A 20,234-nucleotide genomic window follows, 5' to 3' on the forward strand; every position below is an offset into this window, starting at 1 on the left:
GTTGGTCGAGGCCGCCGCCACCGGGATGTGGCACAACAGCCAAGCCTGTCCAGCCTACGCCGCGACGCAATCTGTTACTGCAAGCATGGTTTTATCGACCAACCCGTCGCGCATGCCGCAGAGCGGGTGGCGGCCGCGGGCGAACCGCCGTGCCGAGCGCGGCGCCGGCCGAGATCCGCGGGCCGCGCGGGCACCTCAGAATGCTCTCGTATTGAGAGTGCCTCGCGCTTGCCAGTCAAGCGCGAAGCCGACTTTTTCTGCAGATCCCGGCTGGGTGCCTCAGGCCGGCACCCCGACAATCACGCTCGACGCCTTGAACAGCGCCGTGGCCGGCTTGCCGACCGCCAGGCCCAGACGGTCGGCGCTGTCCTGCGTGACGATGGCCGCCACGCTGACGCCGCCCGGCACGTCGATCACCACCTCGGCGTTGACGGCGCCCGCCTGCACCCGCGCCACCGTGCCGGCCAGGCAGTTGCGCGCCGAAAAGCGCACGCCGCCCGCATCGGTCACCACGATCACGGACGGCGCCTTGACGAGCGCAATGGCCGGCTTGCCGAGCGCCAACCCGAGCCCGACGGCGCTCTGGTGCGTGACGATGGCGACGATTTTCACGCCCTGGGCGGTGGTGATCTCGACCTCGTCGTTGACGGCGCCCGTTTGGAGCGCCGTGACGCGGCCTTCGAACCGATTGCGTGCACTGGTCTTCATGGATGGATCCTTTCTCTCATCAAAAAAAATCAGCGCAGCGCCAGCACGACCGCGCTGGGCTCCACCCGCGCCTGCGCGCGGCTGCCGGCGCGCAGCCGGTTGGGGTGCGCGGCAAAGCCGACCAGTTGCAGGCCGCCGGCCAGGGTCAGCGTCAGTTCGTCGTGTCGCGCGCCGCGCGCCGCGCGCAGCACGCGCCCGGGCAATCGATTGGCGCCGTCGTACAGCGCCAGCGCATTCATGGGCTCGATCTGCACCGCCGTGGCCTTGCACAGCGCCAGCAATGCAAGGCCGGGCGCCAGGCCCAGCAGCTGGGCGCTTTCGCGCGTGAGGAGCGACGCCAGCGCATCGCCCTGCGGCAACGCCAGCAGCACGCGCACCAGCGGGTCGCCCGGGCCGGCACTGTCCAGCCGCGTCACCGTGCAGGGCAAATGGTTGCGCATGCTGGTGCGCGGCGCGGCCAGGGCCTGGGCGGCGGGGTCGTTGATGCGCGCCAGCACGTCGTGGCGCGCGGCATCCATCTGCTCGGCCGCGTGCAGCAGGCGCGCGCCGGCCGCCGTCAGGCGCGCGCCGCCCCCGCCCGCGCCGCCGACGCTGCTGTCCACCAGGGGCTCGCCGGCCAGGTTGGTGAGGGTGTGGATGGCCTGCCAGGCGGCCTTGTAGCTCACGCCGGCGCTGCGCGCGGCCTGCGAGATGGAGCCGCTCTCGCCCACGCGGCGCAGCAGCTCGATGCGCTTGTCGGCCGCAGCGTAGCCCAGCGACTGGGGGGACACGGGCTTGATTCTCATGTCCCCGATTGTGCAGCGGCGGCGCGGGCCGCCGGGCCGTCACCCGCTCAATCGATCGGCACGATGCGGATCGAGGCCGGCCCGCCGGCTTGGGCGGCCGTCACGGCGGCAAACAAGCGCCGGTTGGCGGCATCCAGTGCGACGCCGCGGATGCCCGGCCAGCCGCGGGCCAGGGTCGTGACGGCGCCTTTCGGGCTGACCGCATACAGCGTGCCGCCGCTGCCGCCGAAGTACAGCGTGCCGTCCGGCCCCGCTGTCATCAGATCGAGCCCGTCGGCGGTGGTGAAGGATGCAACGACGCGCCCGTCCTGCGCCTGCGCCGCTTGCGCGCGCACGGCGGCCAGCGAATAGGCCAGCAACTGGCCCGTGCCCTGGTCCGAGACGAACAGCTGATCGCCCACCACCGCCACCCCGGCGGGTTTGCTCAGGCCGGTGATGAGGTCGCGCTCGCTGGCCAGCCCACCGGCACCCACCGTCAACTCGCTGATGACGCCGCTCGGCCCCGAGCCGCCACCGCGAAACCAGCCGTCGATCAGCTTGCCGTCGGCCGTGGGCGTGATGCCGATGCGCCGGCGCGCGCCGTCCAGACCCATCAGATTGAAGGACGAGTCCCTGGACTGCACCGCAACCACCGTGCCGTAGCTGCCAAAGCCGAAGCGCGTGGTGTAGAGGTTGCCGTCGGCGCCGCGCGTCAGCTGGCCCAGCGTGGCGCGCTGATCGGCGGCCATCGCCGGCAGTTGATAGGCAATGGGAAAGCCCTTGTCACCGTCCCAGGTCCGGATGGCGTTCACGCTGGCGTCGTCGTCCGTCAGGTACAGGCGCGAGGCCCGCGCGTCCCAGTACAGGCCGTTGAGCTTGGCCTGGGTCTCGATGGTGGTCGGGCCGCGATCGACGTCGTCGTCGCTGCCGCCGCAGGCCGCCAGCGCCAACAGCGCCACCGATGTCGCCAGCGCCGCGCAGGCGCTCCGCGCCCATGACGCGCCGCGCGAAGCCAGGAAATGAGCAGTGATCCGGTTCATGGGTGAGTCCCTCTCAAATGGATTGAACAATTGCCAACACATCGCTATTCTATAAATGAATAACGAAGTCCCAACCCGTTCCTTCCGCCCCCATGACCTCTGCGATGCCTCCCGTCCCGTCCGGCCACCGGCCAGCGTCCTTCCATGCCCCCGTGCTCTCGTGCGTCGCCCTCGTGCTGCTTGCCGCCTGCGGCGGTGGCGCAGACGCCGGGCTGCCGGCCGAGCCCCCGGGCTGGACCTGGTCGCTGCCGCCCGGCTTCGCGCCGCCGCTGGTGCCGGCCGACAACCCGATGAACACCGCCAAGGTCGAGTTGGGGCGTCGCCTGTTCCATGACGCGCGTCTGTCGGCCAACGGCACGCTGTCGTGCGCCGGCTGTCACGCGGGCGCCCTTGCGTTCACCGACGGCCGCGCCGTGGCGCGCGGCGCCACCGGGCAGAACCACCCGCGCAATGCCCCCGGCCTGTTCAACGCCGCCTATCAGGCCACGCTGGACTGGGCCAACCCCGCGCCGCGCACGCTGGAGCAGCAGATGCACACGCCCCTGTTCGGCGAGCAGCCGATCGAGATGGGCGTGAACGACGCCAACCGCGACGCCATCCTGCAGCGGCTCCAGAGCGACGCGCAGTACCCCAATCGCTTTGCCCAGGCCTTCGGCGGCGAAACGGCACCGCTGCACTGGGACAACGTGATCAAGGCCATTGCCGCATTTGAGCGCACGCTGGTGTCGGCCGGCAGCCGCTACGACCAGGCCCGCACCGGCACGGCCACGCTGACCGACAGCGAGCAGCGCGGCCAGGCGCTGTTCTTCGGCGCGCAGGGCGCAGCGCATTGCGTGCAATGCCACGGCGGCCCCAACCTGGGGGGCGGCGCGTTTGTCAACATCGACGGTCGCGTGGGCACGCCCGGCTTTCACAACATCGGCCTGTTCAACATCAACGGCAGCAGCGCCTATCCGGACAGCAACCGCGGGTTGATCGAGTTCACGGGCAAGCCCGAGGACATGGGCAAGTTCCGCGCGCCCAGCCTGCGCAACGTGGCGCTGACCGCGCCCTACCTGCACGACGGCAGCGTCGCCACGCTGGAGGCGGTGCTGGCGCTGCACGCCGATGGCGGCCGCGTGTTCGGGCCCGGGCCGTACGCCGGTGACGGCCGCGCCAATCCATACAAGGACCCGCTGATCGACCAGATCCGCATCGACGCGCAGGAGCAGGCCGACCTGGTGGCCTTCCTCAAGACCCTGACCGACACGCCCGCGCTTGCCGATCCGCGCTTTGCCGATCCGTTCGCACGATGACGTTACACTCGTTATTCTTTTGATGAATAGCGTTTCATTGCCCCACTTCACCCGAGGAGACCACGCCATGCCGCCCATGCTTCGCCCCCTGCTCGCCCTGACCGCCGCCCTGGCCCTGTCAGCCGCCGCCCACGCCGAGACCGTGCAGATCGCCGTGGCCGCCAACTTCACCGCACCGGCCAAGGCACTGGCCGAGGTGCTGGCCAAGACCACCGGGCACGAGGCCAAGCTGTCCTTCGGCGCCACCGGCGCGTTCTACACCCAGATCAAGAACGGTGCGCCCTTCGACGTGTTTCTGGCGGCCGACAACGAGCGTCCGCTCAAGCTGGAGCAGGAAGGCGACACCGTGCCCGGCACGCGCTTTACCTACGCCACGGGCCAGTTGGTGCTGTGGTCGGCCAAGCCCGGCTTCGTCGACAGCCAGGGCGCCGTGCTTCAGGGCAGCCAGTTCAACAAGCTGGCCATCGCCAACCCCAAGCTGGCACCCTACGGCGCCGCCGCGGTGCAGACCATGGAAAAGCTGGGCCTGACGGCCGCGCTGCAACCCAAGCTGGTGACCGGCGAGAGCATCGGCCAGACCTACACCTTCATCGCCACCGGCAACGCCGATCTGGGCTTTGTCGCGCTGTCGCAGGTGCTCGAAGGCGGCAAGCTCAAGGGCGGCTCGGCCTGGGTGGTGCCGGCGCAATACCACGAGCCCATCGTGCAGGACGCGGTGACGCTCAAGCGCGCCGCCAACAACCCGGCCGCCAAGGCCTGGATGGCGCTGCTGCATTCGGCCGGCGCCAAGGACCTGATCCGCAGCTACGGCTATGCCGTGAAGTAAGGTCGGGTTTGTAGAAAATACGGCTCCAGCGCTTGTCAATCAAGCGCAGGAAGCTATCTTTTTTGAAGATCTCACGCCGAGGCCGCAGCGCCTCGACGCAATCGCCGCGACGCACCAATCCATGCTCGACGCCAACAGCCTGGCCGCCATCCGCCTGACGATCGAGCTGTCGGTCGTGACCACGCTGGTGCTGCTGGTGCTGGGCACGCCGCTGGCCTGGTGGATCGCGCGCGGGCGCTCGCGCTGGCGCCCGCCGGTGCGCGCGCTGGTGTCGCTGCCGCTGGTGCTGCCGCCCTCGGTGCTGGGCTTTTACCTGCTGGTGGCGCTGGGCGCCAACGGCCCGCTGGGGCAGCTCACGCAGGCCCTGGGCTGGGGCACCCTGGCCTTCACCTTCTGGGGCCTGCTGCTGGGCTCGCTGATCTATTCGCTGCCCTTTGTCGTGCAACCGCTGGTCAACGCCTTCGAAAGCCTGGGCGAGCGCCCGCTGGAGGCCGCCGCCACCCTGCGCGCCGGCCCGCTGGACGCCTTCTGGAGCGTGGCACTGCCGCTGGCGCGCCCCGGCTACGTGACCGGTGGGGTGATGGGCTTTGCGCACACGCTGGGCGAGTTCGGCGTGGTGCTGATGATTGGCGGCAACATCCCGGGCCAGACACGCACGGTGTCGGTGCTGATCTACGACCAGGTCGAGGCGCTCGACTACGCCCAGGCGCACTGGCTGGCCGGCGGCATGCTGGTGTTCAGCTTCGCGGTGCTGCTGGTGCTGCACCTGACCCAGGCGCACAAGCCAAGCACATGAGCGCCCCGGATACTCTCATTTCAGGAGCTGCCGACGCCCGAGCGGAAAGCGTTGGCGCCCTGTTTGACTCAAACCAGGGCGACGGACTGGCACTGCGCGTGGCCTTGAGCCACGGCACCGGCTTCAGCCTGGATGTGGACGTGCGCCTGCCCGGCCAGGGCGTGAGCGCGATCTTCGGCCCCTCGGGCTGTGGCAAGACCACGCTGCTGCGCTGCGTTGCCGGCCTGACGCGGCCGGACAAGGGCCATGTCGCGGTCGGCGGTCAGGTGTGGCAGGACGACGCGGCCGGCATCTGGCTGCCCACGCACCGCCGCCCGCTGGGCATGGTGTTCCAGGAGGCCAGCCTGTTTGCGCACCTGACGGTGCAAGGCAACCTGGACTATGGCCTGCGGCGCGTACCCAAAGCCGAGCGGCGCGTGTCGCTGGCGCAGGCCATCGAGCTGCTGGGCATCGGCCATCTGCTGGCACGCCGCCCGGCCGGGCTGTCGGGCGGCGAGCGCCAGCGCGTGGCCATTGCCCGCGCGCTGGCCACCAGCCCGCGCCTGCTGCTGATGGACGAGCCGCTGGCCTCGCTGGACGCCGCGCGCAAGACCGAGCTGCTGCCCTGGTTCGAGCTTCTCGCGCGCGAGCTGCGCATTCCGATCCTGTACGTCACGCACGCGCTGGACGAGGTGGCGCGCCTGGCCGATCACATGCTGCTGCTGGACGCCGGCCGCGTGCGCGCGCACGGGCCCGCGGCGCAGATGATGGCCCGGCTGGACCTGGCGCGCGGCCACGGCGACGCCGCGGGCGTGCTGGTCGAGGGCCACGTGGGCGCCATCGACACCGACGACCATCTGCTGCACCTGCGCTTTGCCGGCGGCGAGCTGCTGTGCGTGCACACCCCCGATGCGCCGCAGCGCGCGCTGGGCCAGCCGCTGCGCGTGCGCGTGCTGGCGCGCGACGTCAGCCTGGCCCTGAGCGCGGCGCAAGACACCAGCATCCTGAACGTGCTGCCCGCCACCGTGCAGGCCCTGGCCGAGGACGGCCCGGCGCAAATGCTGGTCTCGCTGGACCTGAACGGCTGTACCCTGCTGGCGCGCATCACGCGCAAATCCGCCACCGCGCTGCAACTGCGCCCCGGCCTGCATGTGTATGCGCAAGTCAAGGGCGCGGCGGTGCTGGATTGACCCGTCAGGTCGCCTTGGCAGTCCCGGCCGCCGCACCCTGATTGAACTTGCGCCCCGACGCGCGCCAGGACGGGAAACCGGTACGGAACCAATAAACGTGGGTGTAGCCGGCCTTCAGCGCCGCATGGCTGGCCTTGAAGCTCTTCCAGCACTCCGGGCCGTTGCAGCCGAACACCAGCACCTGCGCCTTGTCGGCTCCCAGGCGCTGCACGTCGAACTGGTCCTGCGCGGCGTCGTAGCCCGGGTCCTTGGCGCTCTTTTCAACATAGGGCACCAGGGTCGCGCCGGGCACGTGGCCGGCGCCGAACTCCTCGGCGTTGCGCGTGTCGATGTAGCGCGCGCCCTTGGCCAGCAGGGCCTCGACGACGGCCGGGTCCTCCACCAGCGTCGCGCCTTCCAGCGCGCGCGGCGTGAAGTAGCCCAGGGTGGAGACGTACTCGAAATCCTTGACGGTCAGCGCGGCGGTGTAGGCGCCGGGCTCGGCGCGCTCCAATTCAGCCAGCAGGGCGGTGCGCAAGGCCTCCGGCTGCACCCGCGTGTCCTTGCCGCGCAGGGCCACGGCCAGACCGGGCACTTCGCGGCTTTCCCAGACGATCTTCACCTTCTTGCCGGCGTCGATCCATTTCTGCGCCACGGTCTTCTCGACCGCCACCACGTCGCAGCGGCGCACCTCCAGGCAGACCAGCAGCGCGTCCTGAAAGCGCGTCTGATAGATCGACGCGTATTGCTTGGGCAAGGTCGTGTTGCCGGCCTGCACCTCGCCGCGCAGCAGGTAGGTCACCACGCTGTCCTGGCCGGGCATGCCCAACTGCCGCCCCTTGCTTTGCGCCCAGTTGCCGATCGCACTGTCGGCCGGCGCCACCAGCACGGCGCGCGCGCCCCGCGTGGCTCCCACCACCGGCACATAGCCATAGCGCACCGCGCTGCCGATGGTGGGCGCCGGCGCCACCATCACTTCGTACAAGTTGGCGCGCGTGGCGCTCAGGTCCGCCGTGGCGTCGCTGGAGTAGCGCGTCTGCACCGCTGTCGAGGCGTCGACCTTGCGCAGGCTCGACTCCAGGGCGCTCTTCCAGTTGCTGGACACCCGCACACGGTCGCCCTCGACCTGGTCGCCCGGGTTCACCAGCACCCGCGTCTCGGCATGCGCCGCCAGCGCGGCAAAGCCCAGAACCATTGCGCCGATGCCTCGCGCGATGCGGCTGCGCTCGAAATGGGCAGTGTTCATCGATCACCTCAAACGTAGCAAATTGAAACTATAATCATAAAGATGTAATTGAAAAAATGAAAGGGGTTTGCGCCCTTTTTTTCATCGGCTCGACAGGGCACCTCAAGCGCACCCGCCGCGATGCGCGCATGCAACGCGCGCAGATGAATGTCCGGGCCGGCGCCAAGGCCTATTTACAATCGCGAACCATTGGCCAGCCAGACCGGCGCCAAGCCCTGCCCGCCTGGCGGCGTCAAACGCTGTCAGGGCCCCACTGCCTGCGGAGATCCCGATGCAAGCCCTGCTCCACCTGTCCCGAGCCATCGACCGGCTCAATGCCTTCGTCGGCAAGTACGCCATCTGGCTGATCTTTGGCGCCACCGTGATCAGCGCCGTCAACGCGGTGATTCGCAAGGTTTTCAACTACAGCTCCAACGGCTGGCTCGAAGTGCAGTGGTACCTGTTTGCCTGGTCCTTCCTGGTGGCGGCAGGCTACACGCTGCTCAAGCGCGAGCACGTGCGCATCGACGTGCTGAACAGCCACTTTCCCAAGAAGCTGCAAATCGCCATCGACATTTTCGGGGTGATCTTCTTTCTCACGCCGGTCTGCCTGATGGTGCTGTACTACACCGTCCCGCTGACGATGCAGATGTGGACCACGGGAGAGATGTCGAGCAACCCGGGCGGGCTGATCCGCTGGCCGGTGTGGGTGGCGCTGCCGGTGGGCTTCACGCTGCTGCTGCTGCAAGGCTGGTCCGAGCTGATCAAGTGCATTGCCTTCCTGAAGGGCATGGGGCCCGACCCCACCCAAAAGCCTGAGGAGCCCAGCGGCGAGCAGGCCCTGATCGAGGCGCTGCGCGCCGAACACGCCCAAGCCGCTGCCTCCGCGCAGACCCGTTGATCGCGCCGGAGCCTCCACACCATGAGTTTCATCGCCGCCAATTTCGCCCCGATCATGTTCGCGGGCCTGATTCTCTTTTTGCTGCTGGGCTTTCCCGTGGCCTTCAGCCTGGGCGCCGCAGGCCTGTTCTTCGGCCTGCTGGGCGTGTCGCTGGACATCTTTCCGTCCGCCATCCTCAGCGTGCTGCCGCTGCGCCTGATCGGCATCATGGCCAACGAAACGCTGCTGGCCGTGCCCTTCTTCACCCTGATGGGCCTGATCCTGGAGCGCAGCGGCATGGCCGAGGACCTGCTGGAAACGGTGGGTCAGGTGTTCGGCCCGCTGCGCGGCGGCGTGGCGCTGGCGGTGGTGCTGGTGGGCGCCATGCTGGCGGCCACCACGGGCGTGGTCGCCGCCTCGGTCATCTCGATGGGCCTGATCTCGATGCCCATCATGCTGCGCTACGGCTACAGCCGCAGCCTGGCCAGCGGCGTGATTGCCGCCTCGGGCACGCTGGCGCAGATCATCCCGCCCTCGCTGGTGCTGATCGTGCTGGCCGACCAGATGGGCAAGAGCGTGGGCGATTTGTACAAGGGCGCCTTCATCCCCGGTTTCACGCTGATGGGCCTGTACATCCTGTGGGTCTTCGTGCTGGCCATCTTCAAGCCCAAGATGGTGCCCGCCCTGCCGCCGGAGGCCCGGGCGTTTCGCGAGCCCAACGGCCACTCGGGCTACCTGTCGCTGGCCGTGCTGGCGCTGGCGTGCGTGGCCGTGGGCGTGGTGCTGGGCAAGAACATGGAGGCCGTGCACACCTGGTGGCAGGGCGAGCCAGTCACCTTCGTGCCGACCGACGAGCGCATCGTGGTGGCCATGTGCGGCGGCTCCTTCGTGGCTTGGCTGATCGCCGTGCTCAACCGCGTCACGCACCTGGGCCTGCTGTCCAAGCTGGCCGAGCGCGTGACCTTCGTGCTGATCCCGCCGTTGCTGCTGATCTTTCTGGTGCTGGGCACGATCTTTCTGGGCGTGGCCACGCCCACCGAGGGCGGCGCCATGGGCGCCATGGGCGCGCTGATCATGGCCACGCTGCGGGGGCGCCTGTCCTGGGCGCTGCTGCGCCAAGCGCTGGACACCACCACCAAGCTGTCGTCCTTCGTCATGTTCATCCTGGTGGGCGCCACGGTGTTCAGCATGGTGTTCCAGGCCGCCGACGGGCCGGTGTGGGTGGAGCATCTGCTGTCCAAGCTGCCGGGCGGGCAACTGGGCTTCCTGATCTTCGTGAACGTGCTGGTGTTCGTGCTGGCGTTCTTCCTGGACTTCTTCGAGCTGTCCTTCATCGTGGTGCCGGTGCTGGCGCCGATTGCCGACAAGATGGGGATCGACCTGATCTGGTTCGGCGTGCTGCTGGCCGTGAACATGCAGACCTCGTTCATGCACCCGCCCTTCGGCTTTGCGCTGTTTTACCTGCGCTCGGTCGCGCCCGAGAAGCCCTACGTGGACCACGTCACCGGCAAGACCATGGAGCCGGTGACCACCATGCAGATCTACAAGGGCGCCATTCCCTTCCTGCTGCTGCAGCTGACCATGGTGGGCGTGCTGATCGCCTTCCCGGGCCTGGTCACCGGCAGCCTGGACAAGCAAGTGAAGGTGGACATGAAGGCCGTCGGTGCGCAAATGATGGAGCAGTTGAACCAGAACGAGGGCTCGGACTTCAACGGGGCGCCGCCCCTGTTTGACAGCGCCACCCCTGCGGCGGGTGGCGCCAGCGCCCCGGCGGCCGGCACCCCGGGCCCGTCCGGCGCCGACTCCGGGGCCGTCGGCGAAGAGATCGACCCGATGAAGGCGATCCAGGATTCGCTGGGCAAAAAGTAGCCCGCCCGGGCGTGGGCACGGCGCCCGCGCCCACTCGCAAGCGGCCACAAAAAAACGCAGCCCGAGGGCTGCGTTTTTTTTGCCGCGGCCCCGGCCGCAGGCACCGCTCGATCAGATCTTGAGCGAGGCCATGTCCTGCGTGAACACCAGCTCGGAAATGCGGTTCCAGAGGATCTGGTCGCGCTGGAAGCCACGCATGTCCTCAAACACCTTCTTGAAGAACGGGTCCTTGGCGCTGTGCTCGGCATACACCTCGTTGGCGGCCTTGAAGCCGGCCTGCACGATCTCCTTGTTGAAGCGCTTGAGCTGGGTGCCGCTGGCCACCAGGCGCTTGAGCGAGATCGGGTTGAGCATCATGTACTTCGACGTGCCGTCGTTGTAGGCGGTGTCGGCCGCGGCGCGCACGATGGCCTGGTTCTCGGGCGAGAGCTTGGCGAAGGCCTTCTTGTTGATGAAAAACTCCAGGTCGGCGCCGCCTTCCCACCAGCCGCCGTAGTAGTAGTACTTGGCGACCTTGTTCCAGCCCATCTTCTCGTCGTCGTAGGGGCCGACGAACTCGGCCGCGTCCAGCGTGCCCTTTTCCAGCGCCTGGTACACGTCGCCGCCCGGCATGTTCTGCGCCACCACGCCCAGCTTGGCCATGGATTCGCCGAACACGCCGCCGCCCAGGCGCATCTTCAGGCCCTTGAAGTCCTCGGGCTTGTTCATCTCCTTGCGGTACCAGCCGCCCATCTGGGTGCCGGTGTTCAGCGCGCTGATGCCGAAGAAGTTGTACTTGCCGTACAGCTCGTCCATCAGCTTGCGGCCGTTGCCGTGCAGCTTCCAGGCCTGGTTTTGCTGGGCGGTGAAGCCAAAGGGCACGGCGCAGCCGAACGCAAAGGACGGGTCCTTGCCGGTGTAGTAGTAGGCCGCGGTTTCGCCCATCTCGATCGAATCGTCGTTCAGCGCGTCCACGATGCCGAAGGCCGGAATCAGTTCGCCGGCGGCGTGCACGGACACTTCGAACTTGCCGCCCGACAGCGCCTTGACGGTTTCGGAAAACTTCACCGCGCAGCCATGCAGCGTTTCCAGCGCCTTGGGGAAGCTGGTGGCCAGGCGCCAGCGCACGGCAGCCTGTGCATGCACCGCCGGCGCGATGCCGGCAGCCAGCACGCCGGCAATGCCCGTGTGCTTGATCAGGGAACGACGATCCATGAATTTCTCTCCAGGTTGATGTGTGCGGTCAGTCCGCGGGACTTCAAGTGTATTCAAGTGTGTGCGCGCCGCGCATCGGGGACTATACCCAGCCGCAGGCTCAGAGGGTGAGAGGAAATTGCCCGTGCCCGAGGGGTGCGCCAAAACACGCCCCCATTTAGGCGCAAAACGCAGCCATAGCTCGAGCTATGGCGAGTATTTGCAACGACGATGGGGTGTGTTTTGGCGTGCCAAGCGGGCATGGGGGATTGCCTCTCACCCTCTCAGTTCTGGCCCGACACCGCGCGCAACTCGGCCGCGGCATCCACCAGGGCGCCAAAGCGGCGGCGCACCGAGCGCTCGATGCCCGCGGCGTCCAGGCCCTCCAGCGCCAGCAGGCGCGCCGGGTCGCCGTGCTCGATGAACGTGTCGGGCAGGCCCAGTTGCAAGAGCGGCCTGACGACGCCGGCGGCTGCCAGCGCCTCGGCCACCGCACTGCCGGCGCCGCCCATGATGGCGCCTTCTTCGACCGTCACCAGGGCCTCGTGGCTGGCCGCCACCTGCAGCAGCAACTCGGTGTCCAGCGGCTTGACCCAGCGCATGTTGAGCACCGTGGCGCCCAGGCGCTCGGCCGCCTGCAAGGCCGGGTACAGCAAGGTGCCGAAAGCCAGCACGGCCACGCGCGCGCCCTGGCGGCGCAGCTCGCCCTTGCCGAAGGGCAGACCGGCCAGATCGGCCAGCGGCGCCACGCCGACGCCGGCGCCGCGCGGGTAGCGCACGGCCACGGGGTGGTCCTGCTCGAAGGCGCTGCTGAGCAGCTGGCGGCATTCGCGCTCGTCGGCCGGGCAGGCCAGGCTGACGTTGGGGATGCAGCGCAGGTAGGCGATGTCGTAGTTGCCGGCGTGCGTGGCGCCATCGGCGCCGACCAGGCCGGCGCGGTCCAGCGCAAACACCACGGGCAGCTTCTGGATCGCCACGTCGTGGATGAGCTGGTCGTAGCCGCGCTGCAGGAAGGTGGAATAAATGGCCACCACCGGCTTGAGCCCTTCGCAGGCCAGGCCGGCGGCAAAGGTGACGGCGTGCTGCTCGGCAATGCCGACGTCGTAGTAGCGCTTGGGAAAGCGCCGTTGAAATTCGACCAGCCCCGAGCCTTCGCGCATCGCGGGCGTGATGCCGACCAGGCGCTTGTCGTGCGCGGCCATGTCGCACAGCCACTGGCCGAACACCTGGGTGAAGGTCTGCCTGGCGGGCGTGGCCGGTGGCACCAGGCCGACGGCCGGGTCGAACTTGCCGGGGCCGTGGTAGGCCACCGGGTCGGCCTCGGCCAGCTTGTAGCCCTGGCCTTTCTTGGTGACCACGTGCAGGAACTGCGGGCCGGCCTGGGTGTCCATCAGCTCGCGGATGTTCTCCAGCGTGGGGATGAGCGAATCCAGGTCGTGCCCGTCGATGGGGCCGATGTAGTTGAAGCCGAAGGTCTCGAACAGCGTGGCGGGCACCACCATGCCCTTGGCCTGCTGCTCCAGCTTCTTGGCCAGTTCGAACAGCGGCGGCACGTTGCCCAGCACCTGCCGGCCGACGTGGCGCGCCGCGGCATAAAAGCGCCCGCTCATCAGCTGCGCCAGGTAGCGGTTGAGCGCGCCCACGGGCGGGCTGATCGACATGTCGTTGTCGTTCAGGATCACCAGCAGGCGCGCGTCGCGCTCGACGCCGGCGTTGTTGAGCGCCTCGAAGGCCATGCCGGCGGTCATGGCGCCGTCGCCGATGATGGCGACCGCCTTGCGATCCTCGCCCTTTTGCCGCGCGGCCAGCGCCATGCCCAGCGCCGCCGAGATGCTGGTGGACGAATGCGCGGTGCCGAAGGCGTCGTATTCGCTCTCGTCGCGGCGCGGAAAGCCCGACATGCCGCCCAGCTGGCGCAGCGTGGGCATGCGCTCGCGCCGGCCGGTCAGGATCTTGTGCGGGTAGGTCTGGTGGCCGACGTCCCACACCAGGCGGTCGTGCGGGGTGTCGAAGACGGCGTGCAGCGCGATGGTGAGTTCCACCGTGCCCAGGTTGGAGCTGAGGTGCCCGCCGGTGCGCGCCACGTTGGTCAGCACGCATTCGCGCAGTTCGTCGGCCAGGGCCTTGAGCTGGACGCGGGACAGGCGCCGCAGGGCCGCCGGATCGTCGATGGTTTCAAGCAGGGGGGTGTCAGTGGCCATTTCAGCGATCCAGGGCGCTTTGTGCCGCCGGCAGCACATGGGACCCGACGAGCCGAACGCCCGCGGAGCAGGTCATGCCAGCGGCCCTTGTTGCGCGGGCTTGGCCCGGCCACTGGCGTTGTCCCGCTTCAGGGAGAAGGTGCCGAAGGCGACTCAGGGGATGCTTCATATCAATGTGTGCGTTGCACCACCTGGTCGGCCAGCGCGTGCAAGGCGCCGACCTCACGCAGGCCGCTGGCGTCCAGCGCGGAATGCGCCTGCGTGCGCAAACGCTCGGCCAGTGCCTGCGCCGGCGCCAGGCCGAGCAGGGAAACATAGGTGGGCTTGTCGGCCTGGGCATCCTTGCCGGCCGTCTTGCCCAGCGCTTGCGCGTCGCCGGTCACGTCCAGGATGTCATCGACCACTTGGAACGCCAGGCCCACGGCGGCGCCGAAATCATGCAGCGCCGCCTGGGCCGCAGCGGGCAGGACTTGCGGCGCGCAGGCCACGCCCATGGCCACGCTGGCCTGCAGCAGGGCGCCGGTCTTGAGCTGGTGCATGTGGCGCAACTCGGCTTCGCTCAAGGGCTTGCCCACGCTGGCCAGGTCGATCGCCTGGCCGCCGGCCATGCCCTGCGCGCCGGCGGCGCGCGCCAGCAGACGGGCCAGGGCGGCCTGCATCGCGGCGGGCACCTGCGGGCCCACGGGCAGCAGGCATTCGAACGCCAGCGCCTGCAGGGCGTCGCCCGCCAGCAGGGCCTGCGCCTGGCCAAACTTCACGTGCACGGTCGGCTTGCCGCGGCGCAGCACGTCGTCGTCCATGCACGGCATGTCGTCATGCACCAGGGAATAGGCGTGGATCAACTCGACGGCGCACGCCGCCCGCAGCGCGGCGTCGGCGTTGCCCTGCACGGCCTCGGCCGCCGCCAGCACCAGCAGCGCCCGCAAGCGCTTGCCGCCGCCCAGCGCCGCGTAGCGCATGGCCACGCCCAAGCTTGCCGGGGCGTCAGCGCTCACCCAGTCGGCCAGCGCGGCCTCGACGCGCTCGCGCTGATGCCGTGCCCAGGTCGAAAAATCCGCGCTCATGGTTCGGCTGGGGCGCCGCTATCGTCCAGCACCTTGACTTGATCTTCCACGACCTGCAGGCGCTCGCGGCAATAATGCAGCAATTCGGCGCCGCGCTGGTACTGGCCCAGCAGCTCCTCCAGCGGCAACTGGCCCGACTCCAGTCGGGTGATGAGTTGCTCGAGCTGTTGCACGGCATCGCCGTAACTGGCGGGCGCGTCTGCGGCGGGTGGAGTCTTCTTGGTCATGACAGGCAGGCAAACCCGTATTTTAGGCGGTGGCCCGGCACCGGCAGGCCTGCGGAACTTGGCGGTCAAGGCTCGATCGAACTTTGGCACTCGAGTGAATCGAGTGCTAAAATACCTGACAATGATTAAAGGACATTCAACGATGACCCTATCGGACAAGAACGCTCCCGCAACCGCCGTGGCCTTGGCCAACCCGTGGTCGGTCGTTCCGCCCTTGGGCAATCTGGACGCCTACATCACGGCGGTCAATCGCCTGCCGCTGCTCACGCACGAGGAGGAGCAGCGCTATGCGCGCCAGCTGCGCGAAGACGGCAACCTGGAAGCCGCCGGCCGCCTGGTGCTGTCGCACCTGCGCCTGGTGGTGTCGGTGTCGCGCCAATACCTGGGTTACGGCCTGCCGCATGGCGACCTGATCCAGGAAGGCAATGTGGGCCTGATGAAGGCCGTCAAGCGCTACGACCCGGATCAGGGCGTGCGCCTGGTCAGCTACGCGCTGCACTGGATCAAGGCCGAGATCCACGAATACATCCTGAAGAACTGGCGCCTGGTCAAGGTGGCCACCACCAAGGCGCAGCGCAAGCTGTTCTTCAACCTGCGCTCGATGAAGCAGGGCTTCAAGGCCGAAGACGCGGCCGACGAGATCACCCACCGCGACGCACTGACCGCGGCGCAGATCGACGTGGTGGCGCGCGAGCTCAAGGTCAAGCCCGACGAGGTGCGCGAGATGGAAACGCGCATGTCCGGCGGCGACGTGCTGCTGGATCCGTCGCCCGCCGATGCCGAGGGCGAACACGCCTTCGGCCCGATCGCCTGGCTGTCGGACGAGCGGCACGAGCCCACGGCCATGCTCGAATCGGCCGAGCGCGACCGCCTGGCCACCGACGGCATCGCCACGGCGCTGAAGACGCTGGACGAGCGCAGCCGCCGCATCGTCACCGAGCGCTGGCTGAACGTGCGCGACGACGGCGCCGGCGGCATGACGCTGCACGAGCTGGCGGCCGAGTACGGCGTGAGCGCCGAGCGCATTCGCCAGATCGAAGTGGCGGCCATGAAGAAGATGAAAGCCGCACTGGCCGAGTACGCCTGAGCGCCCGCCAAGGCAAAACCAACCCTGCCACGTTCGCCTGGCAGGGTTTTTTTGTATCATCCAAGGCCGCAGCGCTTGTCCATCAAGCGCTGGCAGCTATGTACTTGATAGCAAAATTTCCTGAGTGACCTGCATGACCCCTCCCCGCCTCACCCGCCGCGCTGCCGTGGCAGCCGCCCTGCTCGCCGGCCTGGTCGCGCTGCCCGCCGCACACGCCGCCGACACCTGGCCCGGCAAGCCCCTGCGCATCATCGCGGGCTTTCCTGCCGGCTCCTCGCCCGACCTGACGGCGCGCGCGCTGGCCGATCCGCTGGAAAAGGCGCTGGGCCAGCCCGTCATCGTCGAGAACAAGGTGGGCGCGGGCGGCAACATCGGCGGCGACGCGGTGGCCAAGGCCAGCGACGGCCACACCATCGGCCTGATGATCAATGGCAACCTGACCATTGCCAAGCTGCTCAACCCCGCCCTGCGCTACGACCCGGCCACCGACTTTGCGCCCATCAGCCTGATCGGCGTGGCTCCGCTGGTGCTGGTGGCGCCCGCCAACGCGCCAGGCGCCGATGCGCGCGCCTTCCTCGCGGCGGCCCGCACCGCCGGCGACAAATGGAGCTACGGCTCACCCGGCGTGGGCACGGTGGGTCATCTGGGCATGGAGCTGCTCAAGGCACGCACGGGCATTCAGCCGGTGCACGTGCCCTACCCCGGCTACCCGCAGGTGTTCAACGCGCTGGCGACGGGCGACTTGCAGCTGTCCATGCTGCCGCCGGCGCTGGCGCTGGCGCAGATCAAGGGCGGCAAGCTGCGCGGCATCGGCGTGACCAGCGGCGGCCGCAGCCCGCTGGCGCCCGATTTGCCCAGCATGGCGGATGCGGGCGTGAAGAACTTCAATCTCGAGATCTGGAACGCCGTGGTGGCCCCCGCCAGCATGCCGCCCGCGCACGTCAAGAAGCTGTCCGACGCGCTCAGCGCCATCGTGCGCACGCCCGAGATGCGCCAGCGCCTGTTCCAGCAGGGCTGGCAGGCCGTGGGCTCGTCGCCCGAGGGGCTGGCCAACCGCATCCAGGCCGACACGCAAACGCTGGGCGCGATCATCCGCAGCCAGAACATCCGAACGGATTGACCCGCGGGCTCCGAGCGCTGCACGTTGCCGGGCCGCCCGCTCCAAAAGGGCATCGCCAGCGATCAGATGTGGAGTCGAAAGCGGCGCTCAGGCGCCGTCGATCAGCCGCTTGATGTCGGCCGTGAGATCGGCCACCGGCGTGCCGTAGCGCTCGAACAGGCGCAGCCGCCCTTGCGGGTCATACACGTAGCTGGCCGCCGTGTGATCCATGCTATAGGCGCCGGGCTCCTTGCCGGGGACCTTCTGGTAGAACACCTTGAAGTCCTTGGCCAGCGCGGCCAGCTTGTCGGACGAGGGGGCGTACAGCGCCAGAAAACCGGGGTCGAAGTTGGCCATGTAGGCCTTGAGCACGGCGGGCGTGTCGCGCTCCGGGTCGATGCTGATGAACAGCACCTGCAGCTTGTCGCCCTCGGCGCCCAGCGCCTGCTTGACCTGCACCAGCTCGCCCATCGTCGTCGGGCACACGTCGGGGCACTGGGTGTAGCCGAAGAAGACGACGACGGCCTTGCCCTTGAAGTCGGCCAGCGTGCGCGGCTGGTCGTTGAAGTCGGTGAGCGCAAAGTCCTTGGCGTAGTCGACGCCGGTGATGTCGGTGCCGTGAAACGACGGCTTGTCGGGTGAGCAAGCGCCCAACATGGCCGCAGCACCCGCTGCAAAAGCGCAAGCAGCTATCGTTTTGAGAGTTTCTCGACGTTGCATGTCGTGTCCGCCCAACTACACGTAATGATCCACCAGCAGCGCGGCAAACAGCAGCGACAGGTGGATGATGGAAAAACGGAAGGTCTTGCGCGCCAGCGCGTCCGAGTACTGGCGCCAGAGCCTGAACGCATAGGCGATGAAGCCGGCGTTCAGCAGCACCGCGGCGGCCAGGTACAGATGCCCGCTCATGCCGTAGAGGTAGGGCAGCAGGCACGCGGCCAGCAGGATCAGCGTGTACAGCAGCACCTGCAGGCGGGTGAACGCGTTGCCGTGCGTCACCGGCAGCATGGGCAGGCCGCTCTTGCGGTAGTCCTCCACCCGGTACAGCGCCAGCGCCCAGAAGTGCGGCGGCGTCCAGATGAAGATGATCAAAAACAGCATCAGCGCCTCGGGGCCGACGTGGTCGGTCATGGCGGCCCAGCCCAGCACCGGCGGCATGGCGCCCGAGGCGCCGCCGATGACGATGTTCTGCGGCGTGAGGGGCTTGAGGATGACGGTGTAGACGATGGCGTAGCCGACGAAGGTGGCAAAGGTCAGCCACATGGTCAGCGGGTTGATCCACACCAGCAGGATGACCGAGCCCAAGATGCACAGCCCGGCCGAGAACAGCAGCGCCTGCCAGTCCGACAGCTGCCCGCGCGCCGTGGGGCGCCAGGCGGTGCGCTTCATGTTGACGTCGATGGTTTTCTCGATCAGGCAGTTGAAGGCCGCCGCCGCCGCCGCCACCAGCCACACGCCCAGCGACGCGACGACGATGCGCCCGGCCTGCGCCCAGCTGGGCACGCCCGGCACCGCCAGCACGGCGCCGATCAGCGCGCAGAACACGATCAGCTGCACCACGCGCGGCTTGGTCAGCTCGTAGTACTGGCGCCACAGCGGCAGGGCCGGCAAGGCCGCCGCTTGCGCCGCCGCGGCCGGCAAGGGTTGTCCGTGCGAACTCATGGGGTCACTCCAGCCGGCCGGGTGTGGCCCGCCGGCGCCAGGGCCTCGGCGCGGCTGGCGCACAGCGCCCAGACCAGCACCGTCATCATGGCGGCCGCACCGCCGGTGTGCACCACGGCGGCGGCCAGCGGCCAGTCCAGGATCACGTTGGACAGCCCGGTCAGCAACTGCAGCGCCGTCAGCGCCGCCAGCGCGCGCCGCTGCGCCGGCAGGCGCTGCTGGCGCCACAGCCCGACGATCAGGGCCACCAGTGCGACAAACACGGCGTAGGCAAACAGGCGGTGCGTGTAGTGAATGGCGGTGAGCGCCGAAAAGTCCAGCAGCGCGCCGTCGCCCTGACGGCCCAGCGGGCGCCACAGCTCGAAGCCCTGGGCAAAGTCCATCGGCGGCCACCAGCTGCCCTGGCACTGCGGGAAGGTGTTGCAGGCCAGCACCGCGTAGTTGGTGCTGACCCAGCCGCCCAGCGCGATCTGCACGCCCACCAGCACGGCGGCGGCCCACAGCAGCGCGCGCAGGCCGCGGCCCAGCACGTCGATGCGGCTGATGCCGGCGGCCTGGCGGTCCTGCTCGGCCTGCACCATCAGCAGCACCAGCAGGCCCACGCCGCCCAGCAGGTGCAGGGTGACGATGGCGGGAAACAGCTTCATCGTCACCGTCAGGGCGCCAAACGCGCCCTGCGCGCACACCCACACCAGGGTGGCCAGGGGCCAGCCGGGGCTGACCACGGCGGCGCCCGGGTCTGCGCCGCGCTTGCGCCACTGCAGCCAGGTGGCGACCAGCAGCACGATGATCAGCACGCCCACGCCGGTGGCCAGGTAGCGGTGCACCATCTCGACCCAGGCCTTGCCATGGGTGACGGGGCCGGTGGGCATGGCATCTTGCGCGGCGCTGATTTGCGCGTGCGCGCCCACCGGGCTGCTGTGGCCGTAGCAGCCGGGCCAGTCGGGGCAGCCCAGGCCCGAATCGGTCAGGCGCGTGAAGGCGCCGAACATCACCAGGTCGAAGGTCAGGAACAGCGTCAGCAGGGTCAGCGCGCCCAGCTGGCGCGCCGGCGACGCGCCCCGGTGGCGCAGCCACAGCCAGGCCAGCGGGCCCAGCGCGACGGCCAGGCCCATGCCCATCAGGCGCAGTGCCGGGCTGAGGTTGTACAGGGCGGTGCCGTCCATCGCC

General features: G+C 68.8%; 19 protein-coding genes. 8 read left to right on the forward strand and 11 right to left on the reverse strand.

Features of this window, described 5'->3' with window-relative positions:
- Nucleotides 1-279: 279 nt before the first annotated feature.
- The 3 genes from U1F38_RS11835 to U1F38_RS11845 are packed head-to-tail and all read right to left on the reverse strand — an operon-like array spanning nt 280 to nt 2,512.
- Nucleotides 280-708, reverse strand: a complete 429-nt coding sequence (locus U1F38_RS11835; protein WP_409987273.1) for a molybdopterin-binding protein — start codon at nt 706-708, stop codon at nt 280-282.
- A 29-nt stretch (nt 709-737) separates the two neighbouring features.
- Nucleotides 738-1,493: a TOBE domain-containing protein gene (locus U1F38_RS11840; RefSeq protein WP_409987274.1), complete on the reverse strand. Its 756-nt coding sequence runs from the start codon at nt 1,491-1,493 to the stop codon at nt 738-740.
- Nucleotides 1,494-1,540: 47 nt separating this feature from the next.
- Nucleotides 1,541-2,512, reverse strand: a complete 972-nt coding sequence (locus U1F38_RS11845) for a hypothetical protein (protein WP_409987275.1) — start codon at nt 2,510-2,512, stop codon at nt 1,541-1,543.
- A 104-nt stretch (nt 2,513-2,616) separates the two neighbouring features.
- Here U1F38_RS11845 and U1F38_RS11850 point away from each other — a divergent pair, with 104 nt between their 5' ends.
- The 4 genes from U1F38_RS11850 to modC all read left to right on the forward strand — a co-directional run bounded on the left by U1F38_RS11850 (nt 2,617) and on the right by modC (nt 6,598).
- Complete coding sequence (locus U1F38_RS11850; RefSeq protein ID WP_409987276.1) at nt 2,617-3,807, forward strand: MbnH family di-heme enzyme; 1,191 nt, start codon at nt 2,617-2,619, stop codon at nt 3,805-3,807.
- A 67-nt stretch (nt 3,808-3,874) separates the two neighbouring features.
- On the forward strand, nt 3,875-4,633 hold the full coding sequence (modA, locus tag U1F38_RS11855) for a molybdate ABC transporter substrate-binding protein (RefSeq protein ID WP_409987277.1): 759 nt from the start codon (nt 3,875-3,877) through the stop codon (nt 4,631-4,633).
- A gap of 121 nt (nt 4,634-4,754) precedes the next feature.
- Entirely contained in the window at nt 4,755-5,429 is a 675-nt protein-coding gene (modB, locus tag U1F38_RS11860; RefSeq protein WP_409987278.1) for a molybdate ABC transporter permease subunit, read from the forward strand.
- Nucleotides 5,426-6,598, forward strand: a complete 1,173-nt coding sequence (gene modC / locus U1F38_RS11865) for a molybdenum ABC transporter ATP-binding protein (protein ID WP_409987279.1) — start codon at nt 5,426-5,428, stop codon at nt 6,596-6,598. Before modB ends, modC begins: the two co-directional genes overlap by 4 nt.
- Before the next feature lie 4 nt (nt 6,599-6,602).
- Here modC and U1F38_RS11870 read toward each other — a convergent pair whose 3' ends face one another.
- Entirely contained in the window at nt 6,603-7,823 is a 1,221-nt protein-coding gene (locus U1F38_RS11870; protein ID WP_409987280.1) for a PhnD/SsuA/transferrin family substrate-binding protein, read from the reverse strand.
- A gap of 271 nt (nt 7,824-8,094) precedes the next feature.
- Here U1F38_RS11870 and U1F38_RS11875 point away from each other — a divergent pair, with 271 nt between their 5' ends.
- Both U1F38_RS11875 and U1F38_RS11880 read left to right on the forward strand, forming a co-directional pair.
- Nucleotides 8,095-8,703, forward strand: coding sequence for a TRAP transporter small permease subunit (locus U1F38_RS11875; RefSeq protein WP_409987281.1), 609 nt, complete (start codon nt 8,095-8,097; stop codon nt 8,701-8,703).
- A gap of 21 nt (nt 8,704-8,724) precedes the next feature.
- Complete coding sequence (locus U1F38_RS11880; RefSeq protein ID WP_409987282.1) at nt 8,725-10,551, forward strand: TRAP transporter large permease subunit; 1,827 nt, start codon at nt 8,725-8,727, stop codon at nt 10,549-10,551.
- A 111-nt stretch (nt 10,552-10,662) separates the two neighbouring features.
- Here the strand turns inward: U1F38_RS11880 and U1F38_RS11885 are convergent, their stop codons facing one another.
- The 4 genes from U1F38_RS11885 to xseB form a co-directional block, all read right to left on the reverse strand.
- On the reverse strand, nt 10,663-11,745 hold the full coding sequence (locus U1F38_RS11885; protein ID WP_409987283.1) for a TRAP transporter substrate-binding protein: 1,083 nt from the start codon (nt 11,743-11,745) through the stop codon (nt 10,663-10,665).
- A gap of 263 nt (nt 11,746-12,008) precedes the next feature.
- Nucleotides 12,009-13,925 carry a 1-deoxy-D-xylulose-5-phosphate synthase gene (gene dxs / locus U1F38_RS11890; protein ID WP_409987284.1) on the reverse strand — a complete coding sequence of 639 codons (1,917 nt, stop codon included), beginning with the start codon at nt 13,923-13,925 and terminating at the stop codon, nt 12,009-12,011.
- A gap of 170 nt (nt 13,926-14,095) precedes the next feature.
- Entirely contained in the window at nt 14,096-14,989 is an 894-nt protein-coding gene (locus U1F38_RS11895; protein ID WP_409987285.1) for a polyprenyl synthetase family protein, read from the reverse strand.
- Nucleotides 14,986-15,216: an exodeoxyribonuclease VII small subunit gene (xseB, locus tag U1F38_RS11900; RefSeq protein ID WP_409987286.1), complete on the reverse strand. Its 231-nt coding sequence runs from the start codon at nt 15,214-15,216 to the stop codon at nt 14,986-14,988. The genes U1F38_RS11895 and xseB overlap by 4 nt, the downstream gene beginning before the upstream one ends.
- Nucleotides 15,217-15,358: 142 nt before the next feature.
- On the opposite strand from xseB, the gene rpoH reads away from it, so the two are divergent.
- Nucleotides 15,359-16,303: an RNA polymerase sigma factor RpoH gene (rpoH, locus tag U1F38_RS11905; protein ID WP_409987287.1), complete on the forward strand. Its 945-nt coding sequence runs from the start codon at nt 15,359-15,361 to the stop codon at nt 16,301-16,303.
- Nucleotides 16,304-16,436: 133 nt separating this feature from the next.
- Nucleotides 16,437-17,423, forward strand: coding sequence for a Bug family tripartite tricarboxylate transporter substrate binding protein (locus tag U1F38_RS11910; RefSeq protein WP_409987288.1), 987 nt, complete (start codon nt 16,437-16,439; stop codon nt 17,421-17,423).
- 87 nt (nt 17,424-17,510) lie between these two features.
- Here U1F38_RS11910 and U1F38_RS11915 read toward each other — a convergent pair whose 3' ends face one another.
- From U1F38_RS11915 to U1F38_RS11925, 3 genes are read right to left on the reverse strand one after another with little or no spacing between them, the layout of a single operon-like run.
- On the reverse strand, nt 17,511-18,122 hold the full coding sequence (locus tag U1F38_RS11915) for an SCO family protein (RefSeq protein ID WP_409987289.1): 612 nt from the start codon (nt 18,120-18,122) through the stop codon (nt 17,511-17,513).
- Between the two features lie 15 nt (nt 18,123-18,137).
- Nucleotides 18,138-19,064 (reverse strand): heme o synthase, encoded by a 927-nt coding sequence (gene cyoE / locus U1F38_RS11920; protein ID WP_409987290.1) that lies wholly within the window; start codon nt 19,062-19,064, stop codon nt 18,138-18,140.
- Complete coding sequence (locus U1F38_RS11925) at nt 19,061-20,230, reverse strand: COX15/CtaA family protein (protein WP_409987291.1); 1,170 nt, start codon at nt 20,228-20,230, stop codon at nt 19,061-19,063. The genes cyoE and U1F38_RS11925 overlap by 4 nt, the downstream gene beginning before the upstream one ends.
- Between the last annotated feature and the right edge of the window lie 4 nt (nt 20,231-20,234).

This window comes from Ottowia sp., assembly GCF_046348305.1.
Classification (GTDB): Bacteria; Pseudomonadota; Gammaproteobacteria; order Burkholderiales; family Burkholderiaceae_C; genus Ottowia.